This is a genomic window from Duffyella gerundensis, from assembly GCF_001517405.1.
Lineage (GTDB): Bacteria > Pseudomonadota > Gammaproteobacteria > Enterobacterales > Enterobacteriaceae > Duffyella > Duffyella gerundensis.
In genome coordinates this window covers 1,071,875-1,095,030 of sequence record NZ_LN907827.1, presented here as the reverse complement: position 1 = coordinate 1,095,030, position 23,156 = coordinate 1,071,875, and the positions used below count along the sequence as shown (strand labels likewise).

The window sequence follows — 23,156 nt, the reverse complement described above, 5'->3', positions numbered from 1 at the left end:
AGGCATCGGTACGTATGTTGCAAACTGTGTCTTTGGCGTCGAATACTCCGCAGCTGGCAGGGCTAAAGCTGGGTAAAAGATAAACAGTCAATGAACTGTTGCAAAATCATCAGCAAGATAACTTGAAATTTATGCCTGCTATGTTGATTATAAAGTTCAGATCAGCTGTTTAGGAATTGTCGTGTCTCTCCTTATTCCTGCTACACTTTCAATAAATGAAACCGATACCACTAAATTAATAGCGGTTATTAACCAGAATATTCTCAAATTGTCAGCGGCGCTGGCAGGAGATTTACAATGGTATTCACAAAATGCCCTATTAGTTCCCGACAGTTTTGTTATTATTTCAATCAGTGCGATAGCCCCATCTTTCTTTAAAATGCATTATCATTACCAGTGGAACGTTTTTAATGCATGCCTGAATATTAATGAAAGCGAAACGCAAACTGAAACAGTGACTTTTCAGGTAGTTCCGGAAGGCCTGCTGTTTGACATCATTGAAAATCAGCGTCCTTCACCCGCGGATGAATTGTAATTTTTAGTCAAAGCGATGAGCAGAATTTACCGATCTGCATTATATTTACTGTGTCCTTTAACGTTAATTCTACCGCTCACTTCCACAATTACACCTGAATACGGTTCCGCAGCTCTGCGGGTTGATGTCGGCTATGGAGGGGAAAGAGATGGACGAATACTCACCTAAAAGGCATGATATGGCGCAGCTTAAGTACCTGTGCGAAAGTCTGCATGACGATAGCATGGCCACCTTAAGTGACAGCCATCACGGCTGGGTTAATGATCCAACCTCTGCCAGCAATTTGCAGCTCAATGACCTGATTGAACATATCGCATCCTTCACCATGAATTACAAAATTAAACATGTTGAAGATGAAGAACTGATTACTCAGATTGATGAATATCTTGACGATACTTTTATGTTATTTAGTAACTATGGCGTAAGTGCGCAAGATCTGCAGCGTTGGCAACGTTCGGCAAAGCGGCTTTTTAATATATTTGCCGAGGAATGCGCTCTGTTACAACCGAGCCATTCATTTTAGACTTAGTTCTTATTGATAATGACGGTTAAACCATGAGTGACAAAACACTGACTAAAACTGATTACCTGATGCGCTTAAGACGTTGCCGATCTATCGATACCCTTGAGCGTGTTATTGAAAAAAACAAATATGAATTACCCGATAATGAACTGGCCATATTTTATTCAGCTGCCGATCATCGTTTAGCAGAACTGACGATGAATAAGCTTTACGATAAAGTGCCGGTTTCTGTCTGGAAATTTGTACGCTGATCTGAACGGGCATGCTGAAACGCAAGCCCGTTTTATTTATCAAAAATAAACATGCTGTACGTTGAGGGAAAGGGGTAGTGCAGAATTGGGTGGGGATCCTGCCAGCTACATCCCGGCACACGCGTCACCTGCTGCGGCTGCTTCCTTCCGGACCTGACCGAATTCACAAGTTAGCATTGCGGGAGAACCAACCGGATCCCCATTGATTGCTCCAACCTTCAGAGCGCAGGCATTATCAATGATGCCCTGCCGAATTGCAAGTCACTGCCGGGCGACCGCTGTTTTCTTAAGCAACCGCACATTTCCGCCTCTTTATCCGCATAATTTATTATGCTTTCGGCAAGATTGTTTCTTCGCAGGCCAAATATGACATTCCATGACGACTCTTTTCCGCAGCGCGTGCTGCAGATTCTGGCGGCAATTCCTCCGGGAAAAGTTACCACTTATGGCGACGTGGCCCGGCTGGCTGGCTCACCGCGTGCTGCGAGGCAGGTTGGCGGCGTACTGAAGCGCCTGCCAGAAGGCAGCAAGATTCCGTGGCATCGGGTGCTTAATCGCCATGGACATATTTCGCTTATCGGCGATGGCCTGATGAGACAACGGGACGCGCTGGAGGCGGAAGGCATTGAGATCAGCGATGCGGGCATCGTTGAGCTAAAGAGGTATCGCTGGGAGGTTTAAAAACGCCCCTGACGGGGCGTCTGGTATTACAAAGAGGTTGGTGCAGGTACGGCTGAAGAAGGCGTCACCTTGGTTGGCGAGGTAGATGGCACCGTGGTTGCCGCGCCTGGCTGCGTTGGCATCGCGACCGATGGGACCGGCACCAGCGTCAACTCCGCTTTCGAACCGCCGCCGTTCAGCACTGGCTTCACGTTGTCGGTGATAAAGGTAATTTTACCGTCAATCGTAATCGCCGCACTTAACAGAATACGTGCGTTTGGCTGGATATCGGCCGGGTTGAAAGGCAGCACAAACTGGAATGGCGCCTGTTTGCCCTGAGTCAGCACAACGCGCTGAGAAATAACCTTCGACGGCGCATCTGAGACCGACGCATCCGATAAGGTCACCGTCAGCACAGCGTCTGGCGGCAGTGCAATTTTCTGACGGATGTAGATCGCCCCGCTAACGTTAGGCTGGGCAATGGCCGCCTGTTGTCCGGCTGTTGGCGCACCTAATGTTGGAACAGGTACATCCTTCGCTTTGTCCGCACAACCTGCCAAAATCGCTGCCAGCGCAGCGCCACTCATAACTTGCCATAATTTCATTGATGTAATCTCCTTAAGATCAATGTGAATATCGATAACATCGTTACCGAACAGCGTTTTCAATGCTGCATGTCTATCATTCTGGCACAATTTTCTCGCTTTGCCCGCGATCCTGCCTGCTTGTGGACAGGTTGACGAAAACTGGTCCGATCTCGCACACTATGATCATCATTTTAAAGAGGACGTGACCATGAGTCAGGCGCTGGATAATCTGTTAAATCTGCTTAATCTTGAAAAAATTGAAGAGGGCCTGTTTCGCGGTCAAAGTGAAGATCTCGGCCTGCGTCAGGTTTTTGGCGGACAGGTGGTGGGCCAGGCGCTATCCGCGGCCAAACATACCGTGCCGACGGAACGCGTGGTGCACTCCTTTCATAGCTACTTTTTGCGCCCCGGCGACAGCAAAAAAGCGATTGTTTATGACGTTGAAAATTTGCGTGATGGGCAGAGCTTTAGCGCAAGACGCGTGAGTGCTATTCAGAACGGCAAACCTATCTTCTTTATGACCGCCTCTTTTCAGGCCCCGGAAAGCGGCATGGAGCATCAAAAAACGATGCCAGCCGCACCGGCGCCGGATGATTTACCCTCCGAAACCGCGATAGCCCGCCAGCTTTCGGCGCATTTGCCCGCGGCGGTGCGTGATAAATTTCTCGCCGATAAGCCGCTTGAGTTTCGTCCCGTCACCTTTCATAACCCGTTAAAAGGCGCAGTCGCTGAACCCACGCGTCAGGTCTGGCTCCGGGCCAATGGCGACGTGCCGGATGATCGGCGCATTCATCAATATCTGCTCGGCTACGCTTCAGATTTTAATTTTTTGCCGGTCGCGCTACAGCCGCATGGCAAAGGTTTTCTTGAACCCGATCTACAAATAGCCACCATCGACCATTCCATGTGGTTCCATCGCCCCTTCGATTTGAACCAATGGCTGCTCTATAGCGTTGAAAGCACTTCAGCATCTGGCGCACGCGGTTTTGTGCGCGGTGAGTTTTATACTCAACAGGGTGAGCTGGTTGCCTCGACGGTCCAGGAAGGCGTGATGCGCCTGCGCAACGTGTAACAAAAAGGGCGATGCTGCTGCATCGCCCTTCTGATATCTGCCCCATTAAATCAGGTGCACATTATTGGTTATAGGCGTTCTCGCCATGACTGTTAACGTCCAGACCTTCGCGCTCATGATCCTCAGAGACGCGTAGCCCAACAACCATATCGGCAATTTTAAAGCCCACAAACGCCACCACACCGGTCCAGATAATGGTCACGCCAACGCTCAATAGCTGAATCCACATCTGATGACCCATAGTCACGCCTTCCGCGTAACCCACGCCGCCCAGCGAAGAGGAAGCAAACACGCCGGTGAGCAAACAGCCTACGATGCCGCAAACGCCATGCACGCCAAACACATCGCATGGATCATCAACACGTAACCATCTTTTCAGCACGGTGACGCCCCACAAGCCAGCAACGCCGCCGATTAAGCCGATAACCAACGCGCCGCCTACCCCAACATAACCACAGGCTGGCGTAATGGCGACCAGGCCAGCAATAAAACCAGAGCTGGCACCTAACAGCGAAGGCTTGCCACGGTGCAACCACTCGCCGAAGGTCCAGGTTAATACCGCGCCAGCAGTAGCCACGACGGTATTCAGGAAAGCCAGTGCAGCAATTTCGTTGGCGGCGCTGGCAGAGCCGGCGTTGAAGCCAAACCAGCCCACATAGAGAATAGCGGTACCGGTGAACACCATCGGCAGGTTATGCGGTTTAAAGGCTTCTTTACCAAATCCGGCACGTTTGCCAACCAGATAAGCACCCACCAGGCCAGCAACGGCTGCGTTGATATGAACCACGGTGCCGCCGGCAAAATCGAGCGCGCCATCCTGCGCGAGGAATCCGCCCGCCCACACCATGTGCGCAATAGGCAGATAAGCGAAGGTTAACCACACCACGACAAAAATCAGTACGGCTGAGAAGCGAATGCGTTCTGCGATAGCGCCAACGATCAAGCCAACGGTGATACAGGCGAAAGAAGCCTGGAAAGCCACGTGAATATATTGATAGAAAGAGCCGGTTAACGCTTTGAGTTCAATATTCTTCAGCATTACCCACTGGAAGCTGCCGAAGAAAGCGTTGCCTTCACTGAAGGCGAGAGAGTATCCATAAAGCACCCACAGCACGCACACCAGCGCAAAGGTAACGGCAACCTGGGTCAGCATGGAAAGCACGTTTTTGCCACGGATCAGGCCGCCGTAAAACAGCGCGATGCCTGGAATGGTCATGAACAGTACCAGCGCGGTACAGATCATCATAAAGGCGTTATCAGCTTTGTCCGCAACGGCCGGAGCCGCGGCCATTGCCAGCGAGGGCAGCAGCGCCAGACTGGCCAGACCGGATTTGGTCACTATTTTTTTCATTTTATTCCACCCCATCACTGTGCCTGAAATTACAATGCTGCTTCGTCGGTTTCGCCGGTACGAATGCGGATAACGCGCTGCAGTTCTGCAACAAAAATTTTGCCATCGCCGATCTTGCCGGTGTAGGCCGACTTGCTGATGACATCAACCACTTCGTCCAGCTGATCGTCAGCAATGGCGATATCAATTTTGACCTTTGGCAGGAAATTCACGCTGTATTCTGCCCCGCGATACAGTTCTGCATGGCCTTTCTGACGACCAAACCCTTTCACCTCGGTGACGGTCAGCCCCTGAATACCGATCGATGACAGCGCTTCGCGCACATCTTCCAGTTTGAACGGTTTGATTACCACGGTAACCAGTTTCATACGAACTCCTCCAGCCAGGTAAATGTTGATGTCGCCGAGACGCTGAAGATTAAGCAAGTGCTGTGCCATAAACCGGCAAGAGGATTTTTTAATTTTCAAACGAGGAAAATTGCGGCCTGCGCTGGAACTTTCGTCACAGCGCAGCGCCAGTGTCAGGCAGAGAGGGGAAGAAGTGCACCAAAAAGATGCAAAGGAGTGGAGATTGATGCATCACCAATGAACAATGTCATTCTAACGCTCAAAAAAGGTGCAATTTGGCGTTACGCTTCCTGTGCAACGCCGGAGGCGAGCTCTTCTCCGGCAAGCTGGAGTTGATACATTTGCCAATAGCGGCCACGTTTTGCCAATAGTGCCTGATGGCTGCCCTGCTCTACCGCGTGCCCACGATGCAGAACCATAATCGTATCAGCATCAACAATGGTGGAAAGGCGGTGGGCAATCACCACCAGCGTAGTGCGCTGACGTACCGCATATAGCGCACGCTGGATTGCCTGCTCAGTGCCGGAATCGATATTGGCCGTGGCTTCATCAAGAATGAGGATCTTCGGTGACATCACCAGGACCCTGGCCATCGCCAACAGCTGTTTCTGGCCCACTGACAGGGTATTCCCCTGCTCACCAAGCTGGGTATGGATGCCTTCAGGCAGACTGCGCGCCAGCTCAGCCAGTTGCACCGTCTCCAGCGCCTGCCAGACCTGCTCTTCTGCAATATCACGCCCAAGACGGATATTCTCAAGGAAGCTTTCTGCCAGTACTACGGGATCCTGCTGCACCATCGCCACACCCTGTCGCAGCACCGCATGACTCAGCGTGTGTAAAGGACGGCCATCGAGACGAATTTCACCATGCCGCAACGGGTAATAGCCCATTAACAGACTGGCTAAAGTACTTTTGCCGCTTCCGGTATGGCCCACCAGCGCAACAAAAGAACGCGGCGGAACCGACAGCGAAATATCCTGCAGCACGTTGCGATTGTCACGATAGGCAAAAGAGATCTTTTCAATATCAATGCGACCATCGCTAAGCGGGCGATCATCGTTACCGTAATGTTGCTGCGGTGCATCCATCAGCTCAAAAATGCGCTCGCCCGCGACAACCGCCTGTTGCAGCATCGATTGCTGGGTGGTCAGCTCAATCAAGGGTTCATTCAACCTGCCTAAATAGCTGATAAAAGCGTACAGCACACCGACTTCGAACGCACCTGAGCCAGAAAAGCTAAACAGCAGCATCAGGCCGCACAGAATCAGCGCAGAAAACAGACTTAGCAGCGGACGCAACAAAAAGCCATCCAGCCTGAGCGTTTGCATACGCGCCAGATAATGCGAGCGGCTGGCATTGCCCATGCGCTCGCCAAAACGCGCCTGCTGGCGAAACTGTTGAATCACACTCATGCCGCTGATGACTTCGTTAAAGCCATTATTGATATCGGCAAGATAACTGCGCACCCGGCGAACAATCGGCGTGCTGATACGCTGATAGATAAACATCACCGCAATAACCAGCGGAAAGATGGTGATCGCAACCAAGGCCATATGTTGGTTAAGCGAAAACATCGCAACCAGCATGGCACTGATCAGCGCTGCGCTGCGCAGCACCGTGGCGACGACGGTGACATAAAGATCGCGCACGACTTCCGTATCGTTGGTCACGCGGGAAATCAGCTGGCCTACCGGCTGATTGTCAAAAGCGCTGAGTGGCTGGCGAAGCGCTGCATCCATGACCTGTGAACGTAGCCGTTGCACCACGCCCACCGCCGCCTGGTTGAAAAGTAGCGCCTGAAAGTAGTGTAAAGCGGCCGAGAGGATCTGCAGCAGCACGTAGGCCAGTGCCAGTCCGGCCGCCAAAGCAACTGGAACGTTGTGCCGCGCTACCATATGATCGATAAAGTAGCTGATCAGTAGGGGGCCTGTGACTTCAGCAATTGCTGCAACCCACAGCATCAACACCGCGAGGCCCAACGTTTTGCGCCATGGCCAGCCGTAAGAGAGCAACCGCTTCAGCGCAGGCCACATGCGGGTCTTATTTGACATGTACGGTTCCCTCGTTGACATCATCTTCATCCAGTGCCGCTTCAATTTGTTGGTAGCGATACATGTCACGATACCAACCACTTTCAGCCACTAATTTTTCATGTTGCCCACGCTGCGCTACTACGCCGTGTTGCATCACTAAAATTTCGCTGGCTTCGGTTAAGGCTGATAAACGATGCGCGCTGATGATTACCGTCCTACCCTTACCCCAGCGCCGCAGGTTATGCAGAATTTGGTGTTCGGTCCGACCATCAACCGCTGATAATGCATCATCCAGGATCAGAATTTCGGCGTTAAGCAGCAGCGCACGGGCAATGGAGATACGCTGCTTTTGCCCGCCTGAAAGCATCACGCCACGTTCGCCGACCTCGGTCTCATAGCCCTGCGGCAGTTGCAGAATGTCATCATGAACGCTGGCCAGCCTGGCCACCGCTTCGATCTCCTGCTGCGTGGCGCCAGGTCGACCCAGCGCAATATTATTAGCAATGCTGTCTGAGAACAGAAAAGGCGTCTGGCTGACTACTGCCAGTCGACTGCGCCAGCTGTCGATACGTAATTCAGTGAGCGCCAGACCGTGGTAGCGAATATCACCTTGCTCAATATCAAAATGACGCTGCAGCACGCTAAGCAAGCTGCTTTTTCCCGAGCCAGTTGGCCCGCAGAGTCCCAGCATTTGACCGGGCTTGAGCATAATATTTATGTTACGCAATGCTGGCGTTTCCGCACCAGGATAAGTGAACTGGCGGATGGCAACCTGCAATAGCCCCGGCCCTTCCGGTAGGTTATGCGCACCTTCGGTAACCGTTGGCGCTTCGGAAAGCAAAGACCGAATTCGGCTCCATGCGGCGCTACCGCGCTCTACGATGTTGAACATCCATGCCAGTGCCAGCATTGGCCAGATCATCAGGCCTAAGTACATGATAAAACTGGTTAGCTCGCCCAGCGTCATATAACCGTGCCATACCATCCAGCTGCCGCCGCCGACAGCCAGCAGGTTAGAAAAGCCGATAGCGATAAATATGGTGGGATCGAAGCGTGCATCAACCCGCGCTACGCGCAGATTTTTTTCTCCGGTGTCGCGTGCGATCGAGGCAAACTGCTGTGATTGATGATCCTCCAGCCCAAATGATTTGATCATGCGGATGCTGGTCAGACTCTCCTGCGTTTGGTTGTTCAGGTTGGAAAAAGCCGCCTGAGCCAGCTTGAAACGTTGATGCAGCTGATCGCCATAACGCTTGATGACTATTGCCATAATGGGCATAGGCAGCAAAGCCAAAAGGGTTAGCTGCCAGCTCAGTTGCACGCTCATAACGATCAGCACGGCACAGCCCATGACCAGTGAATCCACTAAGGTCAAGACGCCCTCACCTGCGGCAAAGACAACCCGATCAACATCATTTGTCGCGCGTGCGATCAAATCGCCGGTACGATGACGAAGATAGAAAGCGGGATGCTGGCGGCTTAGCTGCCGATAAAAATCTTCCCGTAGCTCCACCGCCAGCTGGTAGGATGCGCCAAACAGCAACACCCGCCAGACATAGCGCAGCAGATAGACCACAATGGCGGTCACCAACATGGCGCCTACCCACATCAAAATTTTGCTGCCAGAAAGGCTGTGCTGCGTTACACCATCCACAATGAGGCCGACAATTTTAGGCGGCAATAATTGCAGGATAGCGATCAGGATTAACAGAGACACTGCACCCAGATAACGGCGCCATTCGCGAATAAAAAACCAACTCAGTTGTCTGAACAATCTCACATCATATTTCCTGCGTGACATCTGCTAAAAGAGAAACGCGGTTGCCTGTTATTCGTTTCCCTTACTGACGGGAAGCCTTGTTGTACTGTTCGGCGATCCTTACCTCGGATGTATTACCGCATCTGGACGGGCACGCTGCTCGCTGCCCTTGATTCACCTGCATGCCTGCAGGCTGGTTTATCTTATTCTACTGGCACTAGTTTACATGTTAAAGGCAGCGGCAGAGATCCGACCGCCATGCTTTTTGAGGCACAGTGGGCTAAAACCGACTTACATGGATAAATGCTTTCACTGGCCATGCGCTGGCCGCGCAAAGCAGAGTCGTCGCCCGTATTGTGGCCCATGAGCAAACTTCCGTTTCGCACTACGCCATCAAGATGATTATGACAGCCCACCGGCCTTCATAGCTTTCCCTCATCGATATCACGCAGTACCATAAGCCCACAAAAATCGTAACGGACATTATTATGAAACGCGCTGTGGTTGTATTCAGTGGCGGGCAGGATTCCACTACCTGCCTGATTCAGGCTTTGCAGCAATATGACGAAGTGCATTGCGTCACTTTTGACTACGGGCAACGCCATCGGGAAGAGATTACCGTAGCACAGCAGCTAGCAAAGAAGTTGGGCGCGCGTGCGCATAAGGTGCTGGATGTTAATCTGCTTAACGAACTGGCTATCAGCAGCCTCACCCGCGACAATATTCCTGTACCGCAATGGGATCCCAATGCCAGCGGCTTACCCAGCACCTTTGTGCCGGGGCGTAATATCCTTTTTCTGACGCTGGCTTCTGTCTATGCCTGGCAAGTTGAAGCGGAAGCGGTGATTACCGGTGTTTGCGAAACAGATTTCTCCGGTTATCCCGACTGCCGCGACGAATTTGTCAAAGCCCTTAACCATGCGATTACGCTCGGTATGGCGCGTGATATCCGCTTCGAGACGCCGCTAATGTGGCTTAACAAAGCAGAAACCTGGGCCCTTGCTGATTACTGGCAGCAGTTACCTTTAATCCGCAATGAAACCTTGACCTGTTATAACGGCATTCAGGGCGACGGCTGCGGTGAATGCGCGGCATGTCATCTGCGGGCCAGAGGTTTGCAGGAGTATCAGGCGAATCAGAGCACAGTTATGCAAACGCTGAAACAAAAAACTGGCCTGCAATAAAAGATCCGGCGATCAGGACTGTTGTACCTGCATCGCCTCAATATGTTGCTTCAATTCTCCTTCCAGCGGTACGGCTTTCTGGCTCTTCATATCGATGCAGACAAAGGTGACTAACGCATCTGCGACCAGCTCATTGGTCGCAGCCAGTAACACTCTTTGTGCAAGAATGCCGCTGCGACTGCCGACCTTCTCAACGTTATTGGTGATTATCAGTTCATCATGCAGTTTTGCTGGCAGCCGGTAATTGATGTTGATATTAACCACAACGAATGCAAGCCGTTGTTCAGTAAGCCATTGCGCTTGCGCGCTCTCTTCTATCCATTGCCAGCGTGCCTCCTCCAAAAACTCAAGATAACGTGCGTTATTAACATGTTGATAGACATCAAGGTGATAGCCACGCACTTTTATTGTTGTTTGCATATGCTCCGCTCCTGTTAACAGGCCACACCCACTAGTATGACCTGTTAAAGGTTAGCAGCGCCCTACGCGGTAGTAGACGCTATGTTGTGGTCAGCTTCACAATTTTAAGCGCATAACGTTACGCTCAACCAGTGCGCTGCCAATACCTGGCACTTCTTTTAACTGTTCGATCTCAGTAAAAGGCCCGTACTGGTCACGATAGCTAACAATAGCCTGGGCTTTTTTCAGTCCAACGCCGTTCATTGCTGATGCCAGTTCTTCGGCACTGGCACCATTAATGCTGACTGTCGCAGCTGACTCCGCAACGGCGACATCCGTTTTAGCTTCAGCGGCATGCAGCGAATGCGCGGTGCCTGCCAACAGGAAAACGCTCAGGGTAATAGCTTTAACAAAATGATGGGACATGCTGTGATTCCTCCGTGTGTGTGACAGCACGATGACCATACGACAGGCGAAACGGAGCAACAAACCACAATCTTGAGATATGGAAAAGGCCGCGAAAGCGGCCTTTTGTCTTGCATGAGTCAACACGCTTTTTGTGAGCGTTACTGCATTTGTGCGGCTGCGCCGTACTTGATTTTGGCTTCTTTGCGCAGGTTATCGAGCAACGCTTCAAAGGCGATTTGCGCATTATTTTGTGTTACGCCCTTCACCATCTGCTCGACCTGAGCCGGAGGAAGCGAGCCGGCGCGCACGTCGTCCAGTGCCATCAGCACAACGTTGCCCTGCATATCTTCGCTGATGCCGTAGGATGACTTGCCTTTTTCCGGCTGAGGCAACGAGAATGCCGCCTGTGAAATAGCATCCTGACCGCTACGAGTCAGCGGCTGCGCAGCGGCAAACTTCAGACCCGCCTTGTCGAAGGCATCCTGCTTGCCAGACTTCAGCTCAGCAATAATCGCCTCAGCCTGTGCTTTCGCCTGCTTCTGCGCTTTTTCACGCTTAATGGTGCTGGCAATATCCGCTTTGACTTCATCCAGTGGCTTCACTGTTTCCGCCTTATGCTCGCTAACGCGCAGCACAAATGCACGATCGCCTTCCACGGTAATAATGTCTGAATTATTACCAGGAGAACTATCCTGACCAATCAGCGCGCCATTAAAAATCGCATCGGCAACTGGCTTAAAGTTTAGAGCCTCTGGCAGACTGTCACGGCTAAACCAGTTGGTTTCTACCGCTTTTACTCCGGCAGCCTGCTCTGCACCCACCAGCGATGCATTATCGTTGCTGGCAGCATCGCTGACTTTCTGCTGTAACTTATAGAATGCGTCAACTGACTTTTCCTGCTTCACTTTGGCGGTGACAGCATCACGAACTTCAGACAGCGGTTTAACCTGCTCAGCCTGAATATCATCCAGTCGAACAATCAAATATCCCACAGAAGATTTGATGGCTGTAGAAAGCTGACCTTTGGTGGTAAGCGCAGCCTGCTTAAGCTCATCCGGCGTGGTTTCAGGCTCAAGCCAGCCCATGTCGCCGCCTTTGCGCGCAGAGATAGGATCAGCTGATTTCGTTTTCGCCAGCTGGGCAAAATCAGCGCCCTGTTTCAACTGCTGCAATAGCGCGTTAGCATCGGCTTCGGTTTTAGTCTGAATAATGCTATAGCGCTTACGTTCAGGCTGACCGTAATCTGCCTTGTGTTCGTCGTACCAGCTTTGAATATCCGCATCGCTGACCGTTTCCTGCATGTCGGCGGCATCCAGCTTTATGTAGCTGACGCGGAACTGTTCCGGTGCCATAAAGTTGTTTTTATTCTGCTGATAGTAGTTATTAATTTCTTCATCGCTGGCTGACTGCTGAGCCGCTAATTTAGCGACATCAATCGTTGCCTGACGCACCATACGCTGCTGTGAAACCAGAGCAATCAGATTGTCAGCCTCGCCTTTCAGCATAAAATCGGTGTTGGCCACTGCGCCAATCAGTTGTTGAGTGGTCAACTGTTTGCGCAGCGCCTGCGCATACTGGTCGGCGGTAAAACCCATGCTGGTAATCAGACCGTTATATTTCTCGTTATCAAATTTTCCATTCGTCTGGAATGCGGGCTGGGAAAAGATAGCCTGCTTGATTTGATCGTCGCTGATGGCCAGATTCAGTTTGCTGGCGTACTGGTCTAACAGCTTTTCATCGATCAGCTGAGAAAGCGCCTGCTGACGAATCTGTTGCATGTAACCTTCGTTGCTGGCCAGTTGCGAAAACTGTTCGCCCAGCATCTGCTGCTGACGGCTACGCTCGTTGCTGAAGGCACGTTCCATTTCAGCACGGCTAATTTCATCGCCGTTGACCTTCGCTGCGAAGTCACCGCCACCGATCACGTAGTTGCCCACGCCGGTCAGCACAAAAGACAGGATAATCAGCGCCAAAAGAATTTTGAGCACGACATGATTCGAGGCCGCGCGTAAATTGTCCATCATGGTATGACAACACTCCGCTGTAGTGTGAATGTAAACCCTGCGTCGGCAAGGCCAACGCTGCTGCAAATCAGCTGCAGCTTTACTGAGGCATAATCAGAACGTTACGCATCAAATAAAAAAGGCACATCTGTAGATGTGCCCGTATGTTACATGAGAACGCGTTGTCAGTCCTCACTCCACCAAAGAATTTAGCGGGTGGTTTATTTTACTTTACGTTAACTGCGTCTTTCAGCGCTTTACCGGCGCGGAAGCCCGGTACTTTGCCTGCCGGAATGGTCAATTCTTTACCGGTCTGTGGGTTACGGCCTGTACGTGCAGCACGTTCACGCACAGAGAATGTGCCAAAACCAACCAGCGCAACTTCATCACCCTCTTTCAGTGAATCAGAAACAGAACTGACGAATGCATCTAATACACGTCCAGCAGCAGCTTTAGAAATATCAGCATCCGCAGCAATTTTGTCGATCAATTGTGACTTATTCACTCTCTTCATCCCCTCTTTTATTATTCACTTCGCACGCAGAATCCTGCCCGGTGCGAACGCGCAGCAAGTTATATCAAGCCTGAGATATCGAAACAACGGTAATCATCTTATTCGCCGCTTCAACAGCAATCTAAGGTAGCGGCACAAAAAAAAGCTGGCAAGCTCAAATGGCTTGCCAGCTCGGCTTTTTCACTGTTTTTGCGACGATCGTTAGTTTGCGGTCGCGACCTGCATGCCATAAGGGGCATTTTGCAGAGCCAGCGTCAGCACTTCTTCGATGCGCTTAACCGGATGGATTTCCAGATCGGCAAGCACATTGTCCGGAATCTCTTCCAGATCGCGCTTGTTCTCATCCGGAATCAGCACAACTTTGATGCCGCCACGGTGCGCAGCCAGCAGTTTCTCTTTCAAACCGCCGATCGGCAACACCTGACCACGTAAAGTGATTTCACCGGTCATAGCCACATTAGAGCGCACTGGATTCCCGGTCAGACAGGAGACCAATGCGGTACACATGGCGATACCCGCACTCGGGCCATCTTTAGGCGTGGCGCCTTCTGGTACGTGAACGTGAATATCACGTTTTTCGTAGAAGTCACCATTGATGCCCAGCTTGTCAGCACGCGCGCGGACTACGGTCAGAGCAGCCTGAATGGACTCTTGCATCACTTCACCTAGCGAACCGGTATAGGTCAGTTTACCTTTACCCGGCACACAGGCCGTTTCGATAGTGAGCAGATCGCCACCCACTTCCGTCCACGCCAGGCCGGTAACCTGCCCTACACGGTTTTCGCTTTCTGCACGACCATAATCGAAACGCTGGACGCCCAGATAATCCTTCAGGTTGTCACCGTTGATCTCGATGTGCTTTTTGCTCTTATCCAGCAGCAGCGCTTTCACTGCTTTACGACACAGTTTGGACAGCTCGCGCTCAAGACTACGTACGCCAGCTTCGCGCGTGTAATAACGAATAATGCCGACAATTGCACTTTCATCAACAGTAATTTCGTTTTTCTTCAGGGCATTACGTTCAATCTGCTTCGGCAGCAAATGCTGCATGGCGATGTTAAGTTTCTCATCTTCGGTATAACCCGAAAGACGAATTACTTCCATACGGTCCAGCAGCGGCGCCGGGATGTTCATGGAGTTAGAAGTTGCCACAAACATCACGTCTGAAAGGTCATAATCGACTTCCAGATAATGATCGTTAAACGCAATGTTCTGTTCTGGGTCAAGCACTTCCAGCAATGCGGAAGCCGGATCGCCGCGCATGTCTGAAGACATTTTGTCAATCTCATCCAGCAGGAACAGCGGGTTTTTAACGCCAACCTTCGCCATTTTCTGAATCAGCTTGCCCGGCATCGAACCAATATAGGTGCGACGATGCCCGCGAATTTCCGCTTCATCACGTACGCCACCCAAAGCCATGCGCACATACTTACGGCCGGTTGCTTTAGCAATCGACTGGCCCAGCGAGGTTTTACCCACGCCCGGTGGTCCTACTAAACAGAGAATAGGCCCTTTGATTTTGCTGACGCGGCTTTGTACAGCAAGGTATTCCAGGATGCGGTCTTTGACCCGTTCCAGACCGTAATGATCGGTATCCAGCGTTTCCTGCGCCTTGCGTAAGTCTTTTTTGACTTTACTGCGCGCATTCCACGGCACCTGAACCATCCAGTCGATATAGCCGCGAACCACGGTTGCTTCAGCAGACATCGGCGACATCATTTTCAGCTTCTGCAGTTCTGCTTCTGTTTTTTCGCGCGCTTCTTTCGGCATATTAGCCGCGTCAATCTTGCGCTTCAGCGCTTCATTTTCATCCGGCGCATCATCCATTTCGCCCAGTTCTTTCTGAATAGCCTTCATCTGCTCATTCAGATAGTACTCGCGCTGGCTTTTTTCCATCTGTTTTTTGACGCGATTACGGATGCGCTTTTCAACCTGCAGCAGGTCGATTTCCGACTCCATCATCGCCATCAGGTATTCCAGACGTTCGTTGACGTCAGCCATTTCCAGCACAGATTGTTTATCTGCCAGCTTGAGCGGCATATGTGCCGCAACGGTATCGGCAAGACGTGCAGCGTCATCGATGCTGTTCAGCGAGGTCAGGACTTCTGGTGGAATCTTTTTGTTCAGCTTGATATAGCCTTCAAACTGATTGATGGCCGTACGGACCAGCACTTCCTGTTCGCGCTCTTCAATCTCTGGCGCAACCAGATATTCGGCTTCAGCGACAAAATGTTCGCCGTTATCCGTTAATGAGGTGATATTTGCCCGCTGCAGACCTTCAACCAGCACTTTAACCGTGCCATCGGGCAGCTTGAGCATTTGTAAAATGGATGCAACGGTCCCTACCGAGAAGAGATCGTTAATGCCAGGTTCATCCGTTGAAGCCTCTTTCTGTGCAACCAGCATGATCTTTTTATCGTGATCCATTGCGGCTTCGAGGCACCGAATCGATTTTTCCCGACCAACAAACAACGGAATTACCATGTGCGGATAAACCACCACGTCGCGCAGAGGCAACACGGGGATTTCAATGCGTTCAGAACGCTCAGGATTCATAGAGCTCTCTCTTAGTTTAATTTTCCGCCAGGTGATGGGCACCGCATAATGCAGGGAATGTGCAGTTTAACCCACAGGTATTTGAGTATATGGGGATGATGAGCAGACATTCAATGTTCAGCGGGCGAGAAATAGTAAAGGGGAAACGAATTTCCCCTTTTTTAACTATCTTGCTGGATTGTGGTGATTATTTATTCGCCAGAAGCCTGAGCTTCATGTTTGCCATAAATAAGCATAGGTGCAGATTGCCCCTCAATGACGGAGTCATCAATAACCACTTTTTCAACATCATCCATCGAAGGCAGATCGTACATGGTATCGAGTAATGCGCCTTCAACAATTGATCTTAAGCCACGGGCACCGGTTTTGCGCGAGTTCGCTTTTTTGGCAATCGCCGTCAAAGCTTCGTCACGGAATTCCAACTCAACGCCTTCAAGATTAAACAGCGCCTGATATTGTTTAGTCAGCGCATTTTTTGGCTCACGCAGAATTTGAATCAGCGCTTCTTCGCTAAGTTCGTTAAGCGTTGCCACTACAGGCAGACGACCAATGAACTCAGGAATCAAGCCAAACTTGATCAGATCTTCCGGCTCAACCTGCTCCAGCAACTGGCCTTCAGATGCTTTCTCAGACTTGCCTTTCACCGTAGCACCAAAACCTATACCTGAGCCGGTTTCAACGCGTTGCGAAATCACTTTATCGAGACCTGCAAATGCGCCGCCGCAGATAAACAGAATCTTGGAGGTATCAACCTGCAAGAATTCCTGCTGAGGATGCTTACGGCCACCCTGTGGCGGAACCGCAGCCACGGTGCCCTCAATCAGCTTCAGCAGCGCCTGCTGAACGCCCTCGCCCGACACGTCACGCGTGATAGACGGGTTGTCAGATTTGCGAGAAATCTTATCAATTTCATCGATATAAACGATTCCGCGTTGCGCTTTCTGCACATCGTAGTCACATTTCTGCAGCAGCTTCTGGATGATGTTTTCCACATCTTCACCCACGTAACCGGCTTCGGTCAGCGTGGTGGCATCCGCCATGGTAAAAGGCACATCCAGCAGTCGAGCCAGCGTTTCAGCTAACAACGTTTTACCGCTACCGGTAGGACCGATCAGCAAAATGTTACTTTTGCCCAGTTCAATGCCGTTACTGGTATCGCCGTTACGCAAGCGCTTGTAATGGTTATATACCGCTACAGCCAACACTTTTTTCGCCTTTTCCTGGCCGATAACATAATCGTCGAGGTGATGGCGGATTTCATGTGGCGTTGGCAATGCGCTACGCTCGCGATGCGGAGCCACTTCTTTTATCTCTTCGCGAATGATGTCGTTACACAGATCGACACACTCATCGCAGATATACACTGACGGCCCGGCAATCAGCTTACGCACTTCATGCTGGCTTTTGCCGCAAAAAGAGCAGTACAGCAACTTCCCTGAACCGTCTTTGCGCTTATCTGTCATCAGCTAACCTCTTCTTTTATCTTCTCCCGCAGGAAAATGCGGTGCTGGCCGCGACATGCGGCGGCCAATATTCATACGCCTCGTGAGCGTTTACTCCGTTAACTATAGAACGGATAAACGAACCGGGCCTTATTCGCGATGCGTCAGAATGGAATCGACAAGGCCATACTCTACCGCTTCGCTGGCTGAGAGGAAACGATCCCGCTCGGTATCTTTCTCAATTTCAGCCAATGTCTTGCCGGTATGTTCCGCCATCAGCTCATTCATACGCTGCTTCACTTTCAAAATTTCACGCGCATGAATTTCAATGTCGGTCGCCTGGCCCTGATACCCGCCCAACGGCTGGTGAATCATGACCCGCGAGTTAGGTAGACAAAAACGTTTACCTTTAGTGCCCGCAGTCAGCAAAAATGCACCCATTGAACAGGCCTGGCCCATACAGATAGTGCTGACATCAGGTTTGATAAACTTCATCGTGTCATAAATTGACATGCCCGCAGTAATAACACCGCCTGGGGAGTTAATATAGAGGTAGATGTCTTTTTCGGGATTTTCTGCTTCGAGAAACAGCATCTGGGCGACGATCAGGTTCGCCATGTGATCTTCAACCTGGCCGGTCAGAAAGATCACGCGCTCTTTAAGCAGGCGAGAATAGATATCGTATGAGCGCTCGCCACGGGAGGTTTGTTCAACCACCATCGGCACCAGCGCCATATTTGGTGCAGTAAATTCACGTTCGCCACTGTATGACATTACCATCTCCTGGATAAATTTCATTTGGCCACAACTCAACCGATTCTACTCGAGGAGAGACAGCAAGACTATGCTCCCGCTCCGTAGCCGATGCCAGTAGCACGGTTAATCAGCCAGCGTAGTTACAGCTTCTGTACAGAGGGATCTGGGGATCGAGCTCAGTTATTTCAAGCATAACAACGTTTTCATTAATCGCTAACCTTGAAAATCAGCTTAACGGTTATTTTGCCGGATAATTAAACGAATAGCTGATAAAAGAGCGCTTTCCCTGAGCCATAAAAGCAAAAAGCCCACTACTTTGCAGTAGCGGGCTGAGTAGCAGGTCGTGCGGATTATCAGGCTGTAGCAGTCTGATTCATCAGATCCTGGAAGCTGGTGGCTTTTTCAGTCACTTTCGCTTTTTCCAGTACCGCTTCAACAGCCTGCTCTTCCAGGGCAACGTTGCGCATGTTGTTCATCAGCTCGTTGTTTTTGCTGTAGAACTCGATGACTTCCTGTGGATCTTCGTAGGCAGACGCCATCTCTTCGATCAGCGTTTGCACACGTGCTTCGTCTGCTTTCAGTTCGTGAGTGCGAATAACTTCGCCCAGCAGGAGACCGACAACAACGCGACGCTTTGCCTGCTCTTCGAACAGTTCGCGCGGTAATTCCAGTGCCTGGTTTTCATTGCCGCCGAAACGCTGTGCAGCCTGACGACGCAGCACGTCGATCTCGCTGTCAACCAGCGCAGCTGGCACATCGATTTCGTTAGCATTCACTAAACCGTCAATCGCCTGGGTTTTTACACGGTTACGCACAGCGCCTTTCAGTTCACGTTCCATGTTCTTACGTACTTCAGCACGCAGACCGGCAACGGAACCATCTTCAACGCCAAAGCGAGAAATGAACTCTTCAGTCAGTTCAGGCAGCTCACGCTCTTCAACTTTCTTCAGCACGATTTCAAACTTAGCATCTTTCCCTTTCAGGTTTTCAGCATGGTAATCGTCCGGGAATTTAACGTTGATCGTGAAGGTTTCGCCTGCTTTATGGCCAGCAACACCTTCTTCAAAGCCTGGGATCATGCGGCCTTGTCCCATAGCGAGAACGAAATCAGTGGCTTTGCCGCCTTCAAACTCTTCACCATCGACCGAACCGGTGAAATCGATGGTCGCGCGATCTTCAGTGGTCGCAGCTTTATCGGTCTCTTTCCAGGTAGCCTGCTGCTTACGCAGGGTTTCCAGCATGGCGTCAACATCTTCATCAGTTACGTTCACAACTGGCTTTTCTACTTCGATAGATTCCAGATCTTTCAGCTCTACTTCCGGATAGACTTCAAACTCAACGGAGTAAGTGAAATCGCCGCCTTGCTGATATTCACCCGGCACATAATTAGGTGCGCCAGCTGGATTAATCTTTTCTTTGATGATTGCATCGACAAAGTTACGCTGCATCAGATCGCCCAGTACGTCCTGACGAACAGACGCGCCGTAACGCTGAGACACAACGGTCATCGGCACTTTACCTTTGCGGAAACCATCAATACGGACTTTCTTAGCTACTTCAACCAGCTCTTTTTTCACTGCGCTTTCAATGCTGTCAGCAGGGACAGTAATCGTAACGCGACGGCCAAGGCCCTGAGTGGTTTCTACTGAAACTTGCATCTTGTTACCTCAAAAAATCACGTGCTCGGTCAACTTCAGACACCACACATAGTGAAAATGCGCCGTATCCAATAACCGGGAGCGCTTCTGTCATCAGAATCACAATCCCTGTTACCAGTAGCATCCCGAAGACATTCCGGAAAAATAGACGCAGCATTATAGCGACATCACCTTAATGAGTCGAGAACGCAAACCCGCTGCTTTTCCAGCTATTTCACGGTCTGTGCCGCAAAAACGACGAAAAGCACGGCGACAAAAAAACGGCCCGCAGGCCGTTTATTGCATCGTCGCCGGTTACGCCAGCGTTCCCGCGCCTCGGCAATTCGGCGATGCCGGTACTGTATCCTGTAATCCTTCCCACTCTTTTACCGTGTAAGTATGTAACGCTAAAGCATGGACGCTGCCCGCCAACTCTTCTGACAACAGGCCATAGATAGCGCGATGACGTGCCAGAAATCGTTGCCCGGTAAACTCATCGCTGACAATCACCACTTTGAAGTGGCTTTCTGAACCCGCCGGTACATTATGACGGTAGCTTTCATCATGTACTTCCAGATGTATTGGTTGAAACGCTACACGCAACTTTTCTTCTATTTGCTCGCGAATCATAGTGTCACTCCTCATGGCTCTCTACGGCGCCCCATCTCATTCAATATTAGTTGGTTTTATACTTTATCCGTATCAGCGAAGCGAAAATAATCTGTGACGTGCTCATGCGATAGCAGGCGATATGCGCGCTACAGGTTGGTAAAAGCGCTGAACTTTGCGCTGTTGCAGATGCCGCAAGATGATGAATTTACATGCTATCGGGGCTTCCTTACCTGCGCGGCAATGATATGATGACGGCAGTTTTGCAGACCATTAACACAGCCTAAAGAGACAATAAGCATGTATAAGAAATTACTTTTCCCACTGCTGGCCTTGATTTTGGCTGGTTGTGCAAGCACCACGAATACGCTGAACGTTCAGCCTAAAATTGAACTGCCACAGCAGGACCCAAGCCTGACCGGTATTACTGTCAGCATCAACGGCGCTGACCAGCGTGCCGATCAGGCACTGGCCAAAGTTAACCGCGATGGCCAGTTGGTGACATTGACGCCTTCGCGCGATCTGCGTTTCCTGCTGCAGGAAGTGCTGGAAAAACAGATGACCTCACGCGGTTACATGGTCGGTCCGAATGGCGCGGTGGATCTGCAAATCGTGGTTAACAACCTCTATGCCGACGTTACGCAAGGTAGCGTGCGTTACAGCATTACCACTAAAGCGGACGTGTCTATTATCGCTACCGCGAAGAATGGTAACAAGCAGGTCAAAAACTATCGCCAGACCTACAGCGTAGAAGGCGCGTTTAGCGCAACCAACGCTAAAATCACTAATGCCGTTAACGCCACGCTTGGCGATGTCATCAGCGATATGGCACAAGATACCAGTGTGAACAGTTTTATTAAGCAAAACGCCCGCTAATTATCTCCTGTGCCCGGCCTGTGCCGGGCATGTCTGTTAAGGTTTGTATGACCCCTTCTTATCTGCGCATGTTTACCCAGCCCAAAGCGGCCATCTTGTTAATGCTGGGATTCGCTTCCGGTCTACCGCTGGCGCTGACCGCGGGCACGTTGCAAGCGTGGATGACGGTGGAAAACATAGACCTGAAGACCATCGGTTTTTTTTCTCTGGTCGGTCAGGCCTATGTTTTCAAATTTCTGTGGGCACCTTTTATGGATCGCTACACGCCGCCATTTTTTGGGCGTAGGCGCGGCTGGCTGTTGCTGACGCAATTCGCCTTGCTGGCAGGCATTGTCACAATGGGCTTTTTGCGTCCTTCGCAGGATCTCACGCTGATGGCAGCTGTCGCCGTGGCGATTGCCTTTTGTTCAGCCTCGCAGGATATCGTTTTTGACGCATGGAAAACGGATATCTTGCCTGCGCAAGAGCGAGGCAGCGGCGCGGCATTAACCGTATTAGGCTATCGGCTGGCGATGCTGGTTTCTGGCGGGTTAGCGCTGTGGCTGGCTGATCGCTGGCTTGGCTGGCAGTTAACCTACTGGCTGATGGCAGCGTTAATGCTGCCTGCAATCTTCGCTACCTTGATGGCTGATGAACCTCAAGCGGTCAGCAGCCAGCCCAGAACGCTGGAACAGGCCGTCGTCGCTCCACTGCGCGACTTCTTTAGCCGCAACAACGCCTGGCTTATGCTGTCATTAATCATTCTTTACAAGCTTGGCGATGCATTCGCCGCCAGCCTGACCACCACATTTTTGATTCGCGGTCTGGGCTTCCAGGCGGGGGATGTGGGTCTGGTCAATAAAAGTCTTGGGCTGTTGGCGACCATCATCGGCGCTTTGTACGGCGGCGTGTTGATGCAGCGCCTGTCGTTATTCCGTGCGCTGATGATATTTGGCCTGCTACAGGCCGTCTCTAACTTCGCTTACTGGTTGCTGGCCGTGACGCCGCAGCACCTGTGGACCATGGGCGGCGCGGTATTTATTGAAAACCTGTGTGGTGGCATGGGCACAGCGGCCTTTGTCGCCTTGTTAATGACGCTGTGTAATAAGAATTTCTCTGCAACCCAGTTTGCTCTGCTTTCCGCCCTTTCGGCCGTAGGCAGGGTGTATGTTGGGCCCGCTGCCGGCTGGTTTGTCGAGTTGTGGGGGTGGCCACTATTTTATGCCTTCTCGGTAGTGGCCGCGCTGCCAGGATTGCTGCTGCTGTGGGCATGCCGCGATACACTGACGCTGAGCCAAAAAACAGGCGCATTTTTGCCTCGCGTTGAGTTAACCATTGCGTATCGCTTGAGTCTGAAGCTGTTGATGCTGGGTGCGCTGCTGCTGTTGATCTGGCTTATGCTATTGATAGCCAATATGTTGCATTTTTCTCTCGCTGACCATCTGCTGAGTGCGCTGTTCAGCAGCGGTTTAGCGTTGGTTCTTGCCAGCATTATTGTCGGCTCAGTTCTGGATTATGTTGCGTTACGGCGCACCCGTTACAATTAACGTTACGACTAGCTTAAAATGCACATTGCGCAACCGCAAAAATTAATAAAGTTTTGAGAACAAAATATTTTTAAAATAACTTCAAAGCGGGCAAATGTGCATAAGGGCTTATTTTCAACCGGAGCGTT

At 51.0% G+C, this 23,156-nt stretch carries 22 protein-coding genes and 1 other RNA gene; 8 read left to right on the top strand and 15 right to left on the bottom strand.

Annotation, left to right across the window (positions count from 1 at the left end; translation table 11 throughout):
• Positions 1-181: 181 nt before the first annotated feature.
• From EM595_RS04950 to EM595_RS04940, 3 genes are all read left to right on the top strand, one after another.
• A complete protein-coding gene (locus EM595_RS04950; protein ID WP_067428462.1) occupies positions 182-535 on the top strand; it encodes a hypothetical protein in 354 nt (117 codons plus the stop codon).
• Positions 536-683: 148 nt separating this feature from the next.
• Positions 684-1,058 (top strand): Hha toxicity modulator TomB, encoded by a 375-nt coding sequence (tomB, locus tag EM595_RS04945; protein WP_067428460.1) that lies wholly within the window; start codon positions 684-686, stop codon positions 1,056-1,058.
• Between the two features lie 32 nt (positions 1,059-1,090).
• Positions 1,091-1,309, top strand: a complete 219-nt coding sequence (locus EM595_RS04940; protein ID WP_067428457.1) for a hemolysin expression-modulating protein Hha — start codon at positions 1,091-1,093, stop codon at positions 1,307-1,309.
• Between the two features lie 96 nt (positions 1,310-1,405).
• Here the strand turns inward: EM595_RS04940 and ffs are convergent.
• Positions 1,406-1,502, bottom strand: an RNA gene (gene ffs / locus EM595_RS04935) — signal recognition particle sRNA small type.
• Between the two features lie 173 nt (positions 1,503-1,675).
• Between ffs and EM595_RS04930 the strand changes: the two genes are divergently transcribed.
• A complete protein-coding gene (locus tag EM595_RS04930) occupies positions 1,676-1,990 on the top strand; it encodes an MGMT family protein (RefSeq protein ID WP_067428454.1) in 315 nt (104 codons plus the stop codon).
• Between the two features lie 26 nt (positions 1,991-2,016).
• On the opposite strand, the gene EM595_RS04925 is transcribed toward EM595_RS04930, so the two are convergent.
• A complete protein-coding gene (locus tag EM595_RS04925; protein ID WP_067435173.1) occupies positions 2,017-2,574 on the bottom strand; it encodes a YbaY family lipoprotein in 558 nt (185 codons plus the stop codon).
• Between the two features lie 190 nt (positions 2,575-2,764).
• Between EM595_RS04925 and tesB the strand changes: the two genes are divergently transcribed.
• Entirely contained in the window at positions 2,765-3,628 is an 864-nt protein-coding gene (gene tesB / locus EM595_RS04920; protein WP_067435170.1) for an acyl-CoA thioesterase II, read from the top strand.
• A gap of 61 nt (positions 3,629-3,689) precedes the next feature.
• Here the strand turns inward: tesB and amtB are convergent, their stop codons facing one another.
• From amtB to EM595_RS04900, 4 genes are all read right to left on the bottom strand, one after another.
• Positions 3,690-4,979, bottom strand: coding sequence for an ammonium transporter AmtB (gene amtB / locus EM595_RS04915; protein ID WP_067435167.1), 1,290 nt, complete (start codon positions 4,977-4,979; stop codon positions 3,690-3,692).
• A gap of 29 nt (positions 4,980-5,008) precedes the next feature.
• The gene (glnK, locus tag EM595_RS04910; RefSeq protein WP_067428451.1) at positions 5,009-5,347 is read right to left on the bottom strand and encodes a P-II family nitrogen regulator; all 339 of its coding nucleotides are present in this window, start codon (positions 5,345-5,347) and stop codon (positions 5,009-5,011) included.
• Positions 5,348-5,607: 260 nt separating this feature from the next.
• Entirely contained in the window at positions 5,608-7,377 is a 1,770-nt protein-coding gene (locus tag EM595_RS04905) for a SmdB family multidrug efflux ABC transporter permease/ATP-binding protein (RefSeq protein WP_067428447.1), read from the bottom strand.
• Complete coding sequence (locus EM595_RS04900) at positions 7,367-9,139, bottom strand: SmdA family multidrug ABC transporter permease/ATP-binding protein (protein WP_067428444.1); 1,773 nt, start codon at positions 9,137-9,139, stop codon at positions 7,367-7,369. Before EM595_RS04900 ends, EM595_RS04905 begins: the two co-directional genes overlap by 11 nt.
• Before the next feature lie 467 nt (positions 9,140-9,606).
• On the opposite strand from EM595_RS04900, the gene queC reads away from it, so the two are divergent.
• A complete protein-coding gene (gene queC / locus EM595_RS04895) occupies positions 9,607-10,302 on the top strand; it encodes a 7-cyano-7-deazaguanine synthase QueC (protein ID WP_067428441.1) in 696 nt (231 codons plus the stop codon).
• A 12-nt stretch (positions 10,303-10,314) separates the two neighbouring features.
• Here queC and EM595_RS04890 read toward each other — a convergent pair whose 3' ends face one another.
• From EM595_RS04890 to bolA, 9 genes are all read right to left on the bottom strand, one after another.
• Entirely contained in the window at positions 10,315-10,722 is a 408-nt protein-coding gene (locus EM595_RS04890) for an acyl-CoA thioesterase (RefSeq protein ID WP_067428439.1), read from the bottom strand.
• Between the two features lie 96 nt (positions 10,723-10,818).
• Complete coding sequence (locus tag EM595_RS04885) at positions 10,819-11,127, bottom strand: helix-hairpin-helix domain-containing protein (RefSeq protein ID WP_067428437.1); 309 nt, start codon at positions 11,125-11,127, stop codon at positions 10,819-10,821.
• Between the two features lie 140 nt (positions 11,128-11,267).
• Positions 11,268-13,133 carry a peptidylprolyl isomerase gene (ppiD, locus tag EM595_RS04880; RefSeq protein WP_067428429.1) on the bottom strand — a complete coding sequence of 622 codons (1,866 nt, stop codon included), beginning with the start codon at positions 13,131-13,133 and terminating at the stop codon, positions 11,268-11,270.
• A 205-nt stretch (positions 13,134-13,338) separates the two neighbouring features.
• The gene (gene hupB / locus EM595_RS04875) at positions 13,339-13,617 is read right to left on the bottom strand and encodes a nucleoid-associated protein HU-beta (protein ID WP_067435164.1); all 279 of its coding nucleotides are present in this window, start codon (positions 13,615-13,617) and stop codon (positions 13,339-13,341) included.
• 210 nt (positions 13,618-13,827) lie between these two features.
• Positions 13,828-16,182: an endopeptidase La gene (gene lon / locus EM595_RS04870; RefSeq protein ID WP_067428426.1), complete on the bottom strand. Its 2,355-nt coding sequence runs from the start codon at positions 16,180-16,182 to the stop codon at positions 13,828-13,830.
• A gap of 191 nt (positions 16,183-16,373) precedes the next feature.
• The gene (gene clpX / locus EM595_RS04865) at positions 16,374-17,645 is read right to left on the bottom strand and encodes an ATP-dependent protease ATP-binding subunit ClpX (RefSeq protein WP_067428423.1); all 1,272 of its coding nucleotides are present in this window, start codon (positions 17,643-17,645) and stop codon (positions 16,374-16,376) included.
• Between the two features lie 129 nt (positions 17,646-17,774).
• The gene (gene clpP / locus EM595_RS04860) at positions 17,775-18,398 is read right to left on the bottom strand and encodes an ATP-dependent Clp endopeptidase proteolytic subunit ClpP (RefSeq protein WP_067428420.1); all 624 of its coding nucleotides are present in this window, start codon (positions 18,396-18,398) and stop codon (positions 17,775-17,777) included.
• Positions 18,399-18,733: 335 nt separating this feature from the next.
• Positions 18,734-20,038, bottom strand: coding sequence for a trigger factor (tig, locus tag EM595_RS04855; protein ID WP_067428417.1), 1,305 nt, complete (start codon positions 20,036-20,038; stop codon positions 18,734-18,736).
• A gap of 294 nt (positions 20,039-20,332) precedes the next feature.
• Positions 20,333-20,647 carry a transcriptional regulator BolA gene (gene bolA, locus EM595_RS04850; protein ID WP_067428415.1) on the bottom strand — a complete coding sequence of 105 codons (315 nt, stop codon included), beginning with the start codon at positions 20,645-20,647 and terminating at the stop codon, positions 20,333-20,335.
• Between the two features lie 279 nt (positions 20,648-20,926).
• Here bolA and EM595_RS04845 point away from each other — a divergent pair, with 279 nt between their 5' ends.
• Positions 20,927-21,502, top strand: a complete 576-nt coding sequence (locus tag EM595_RS04845; RefSeq protein WP_067428412.1) for a lipoprotein — start codon at positions 20,927-20,929, stop codon at positions 21,500-21,502.
• Positions 21,503-21,549: 47 nt separating this feature from the next.
• Positions 21,550-23,028, top strand: coding sequence for a muropeptide MFS transporter AmpG (ampG, locus tag EM595_RS04840; protein ID WP_067428409.1), 1,479 nt, complete (start codon positions 21,550-21,552; stop codon positions 23,026-23,028).
• Positions 23,029-23,156 lie beyond the last annotated feature (128 nt).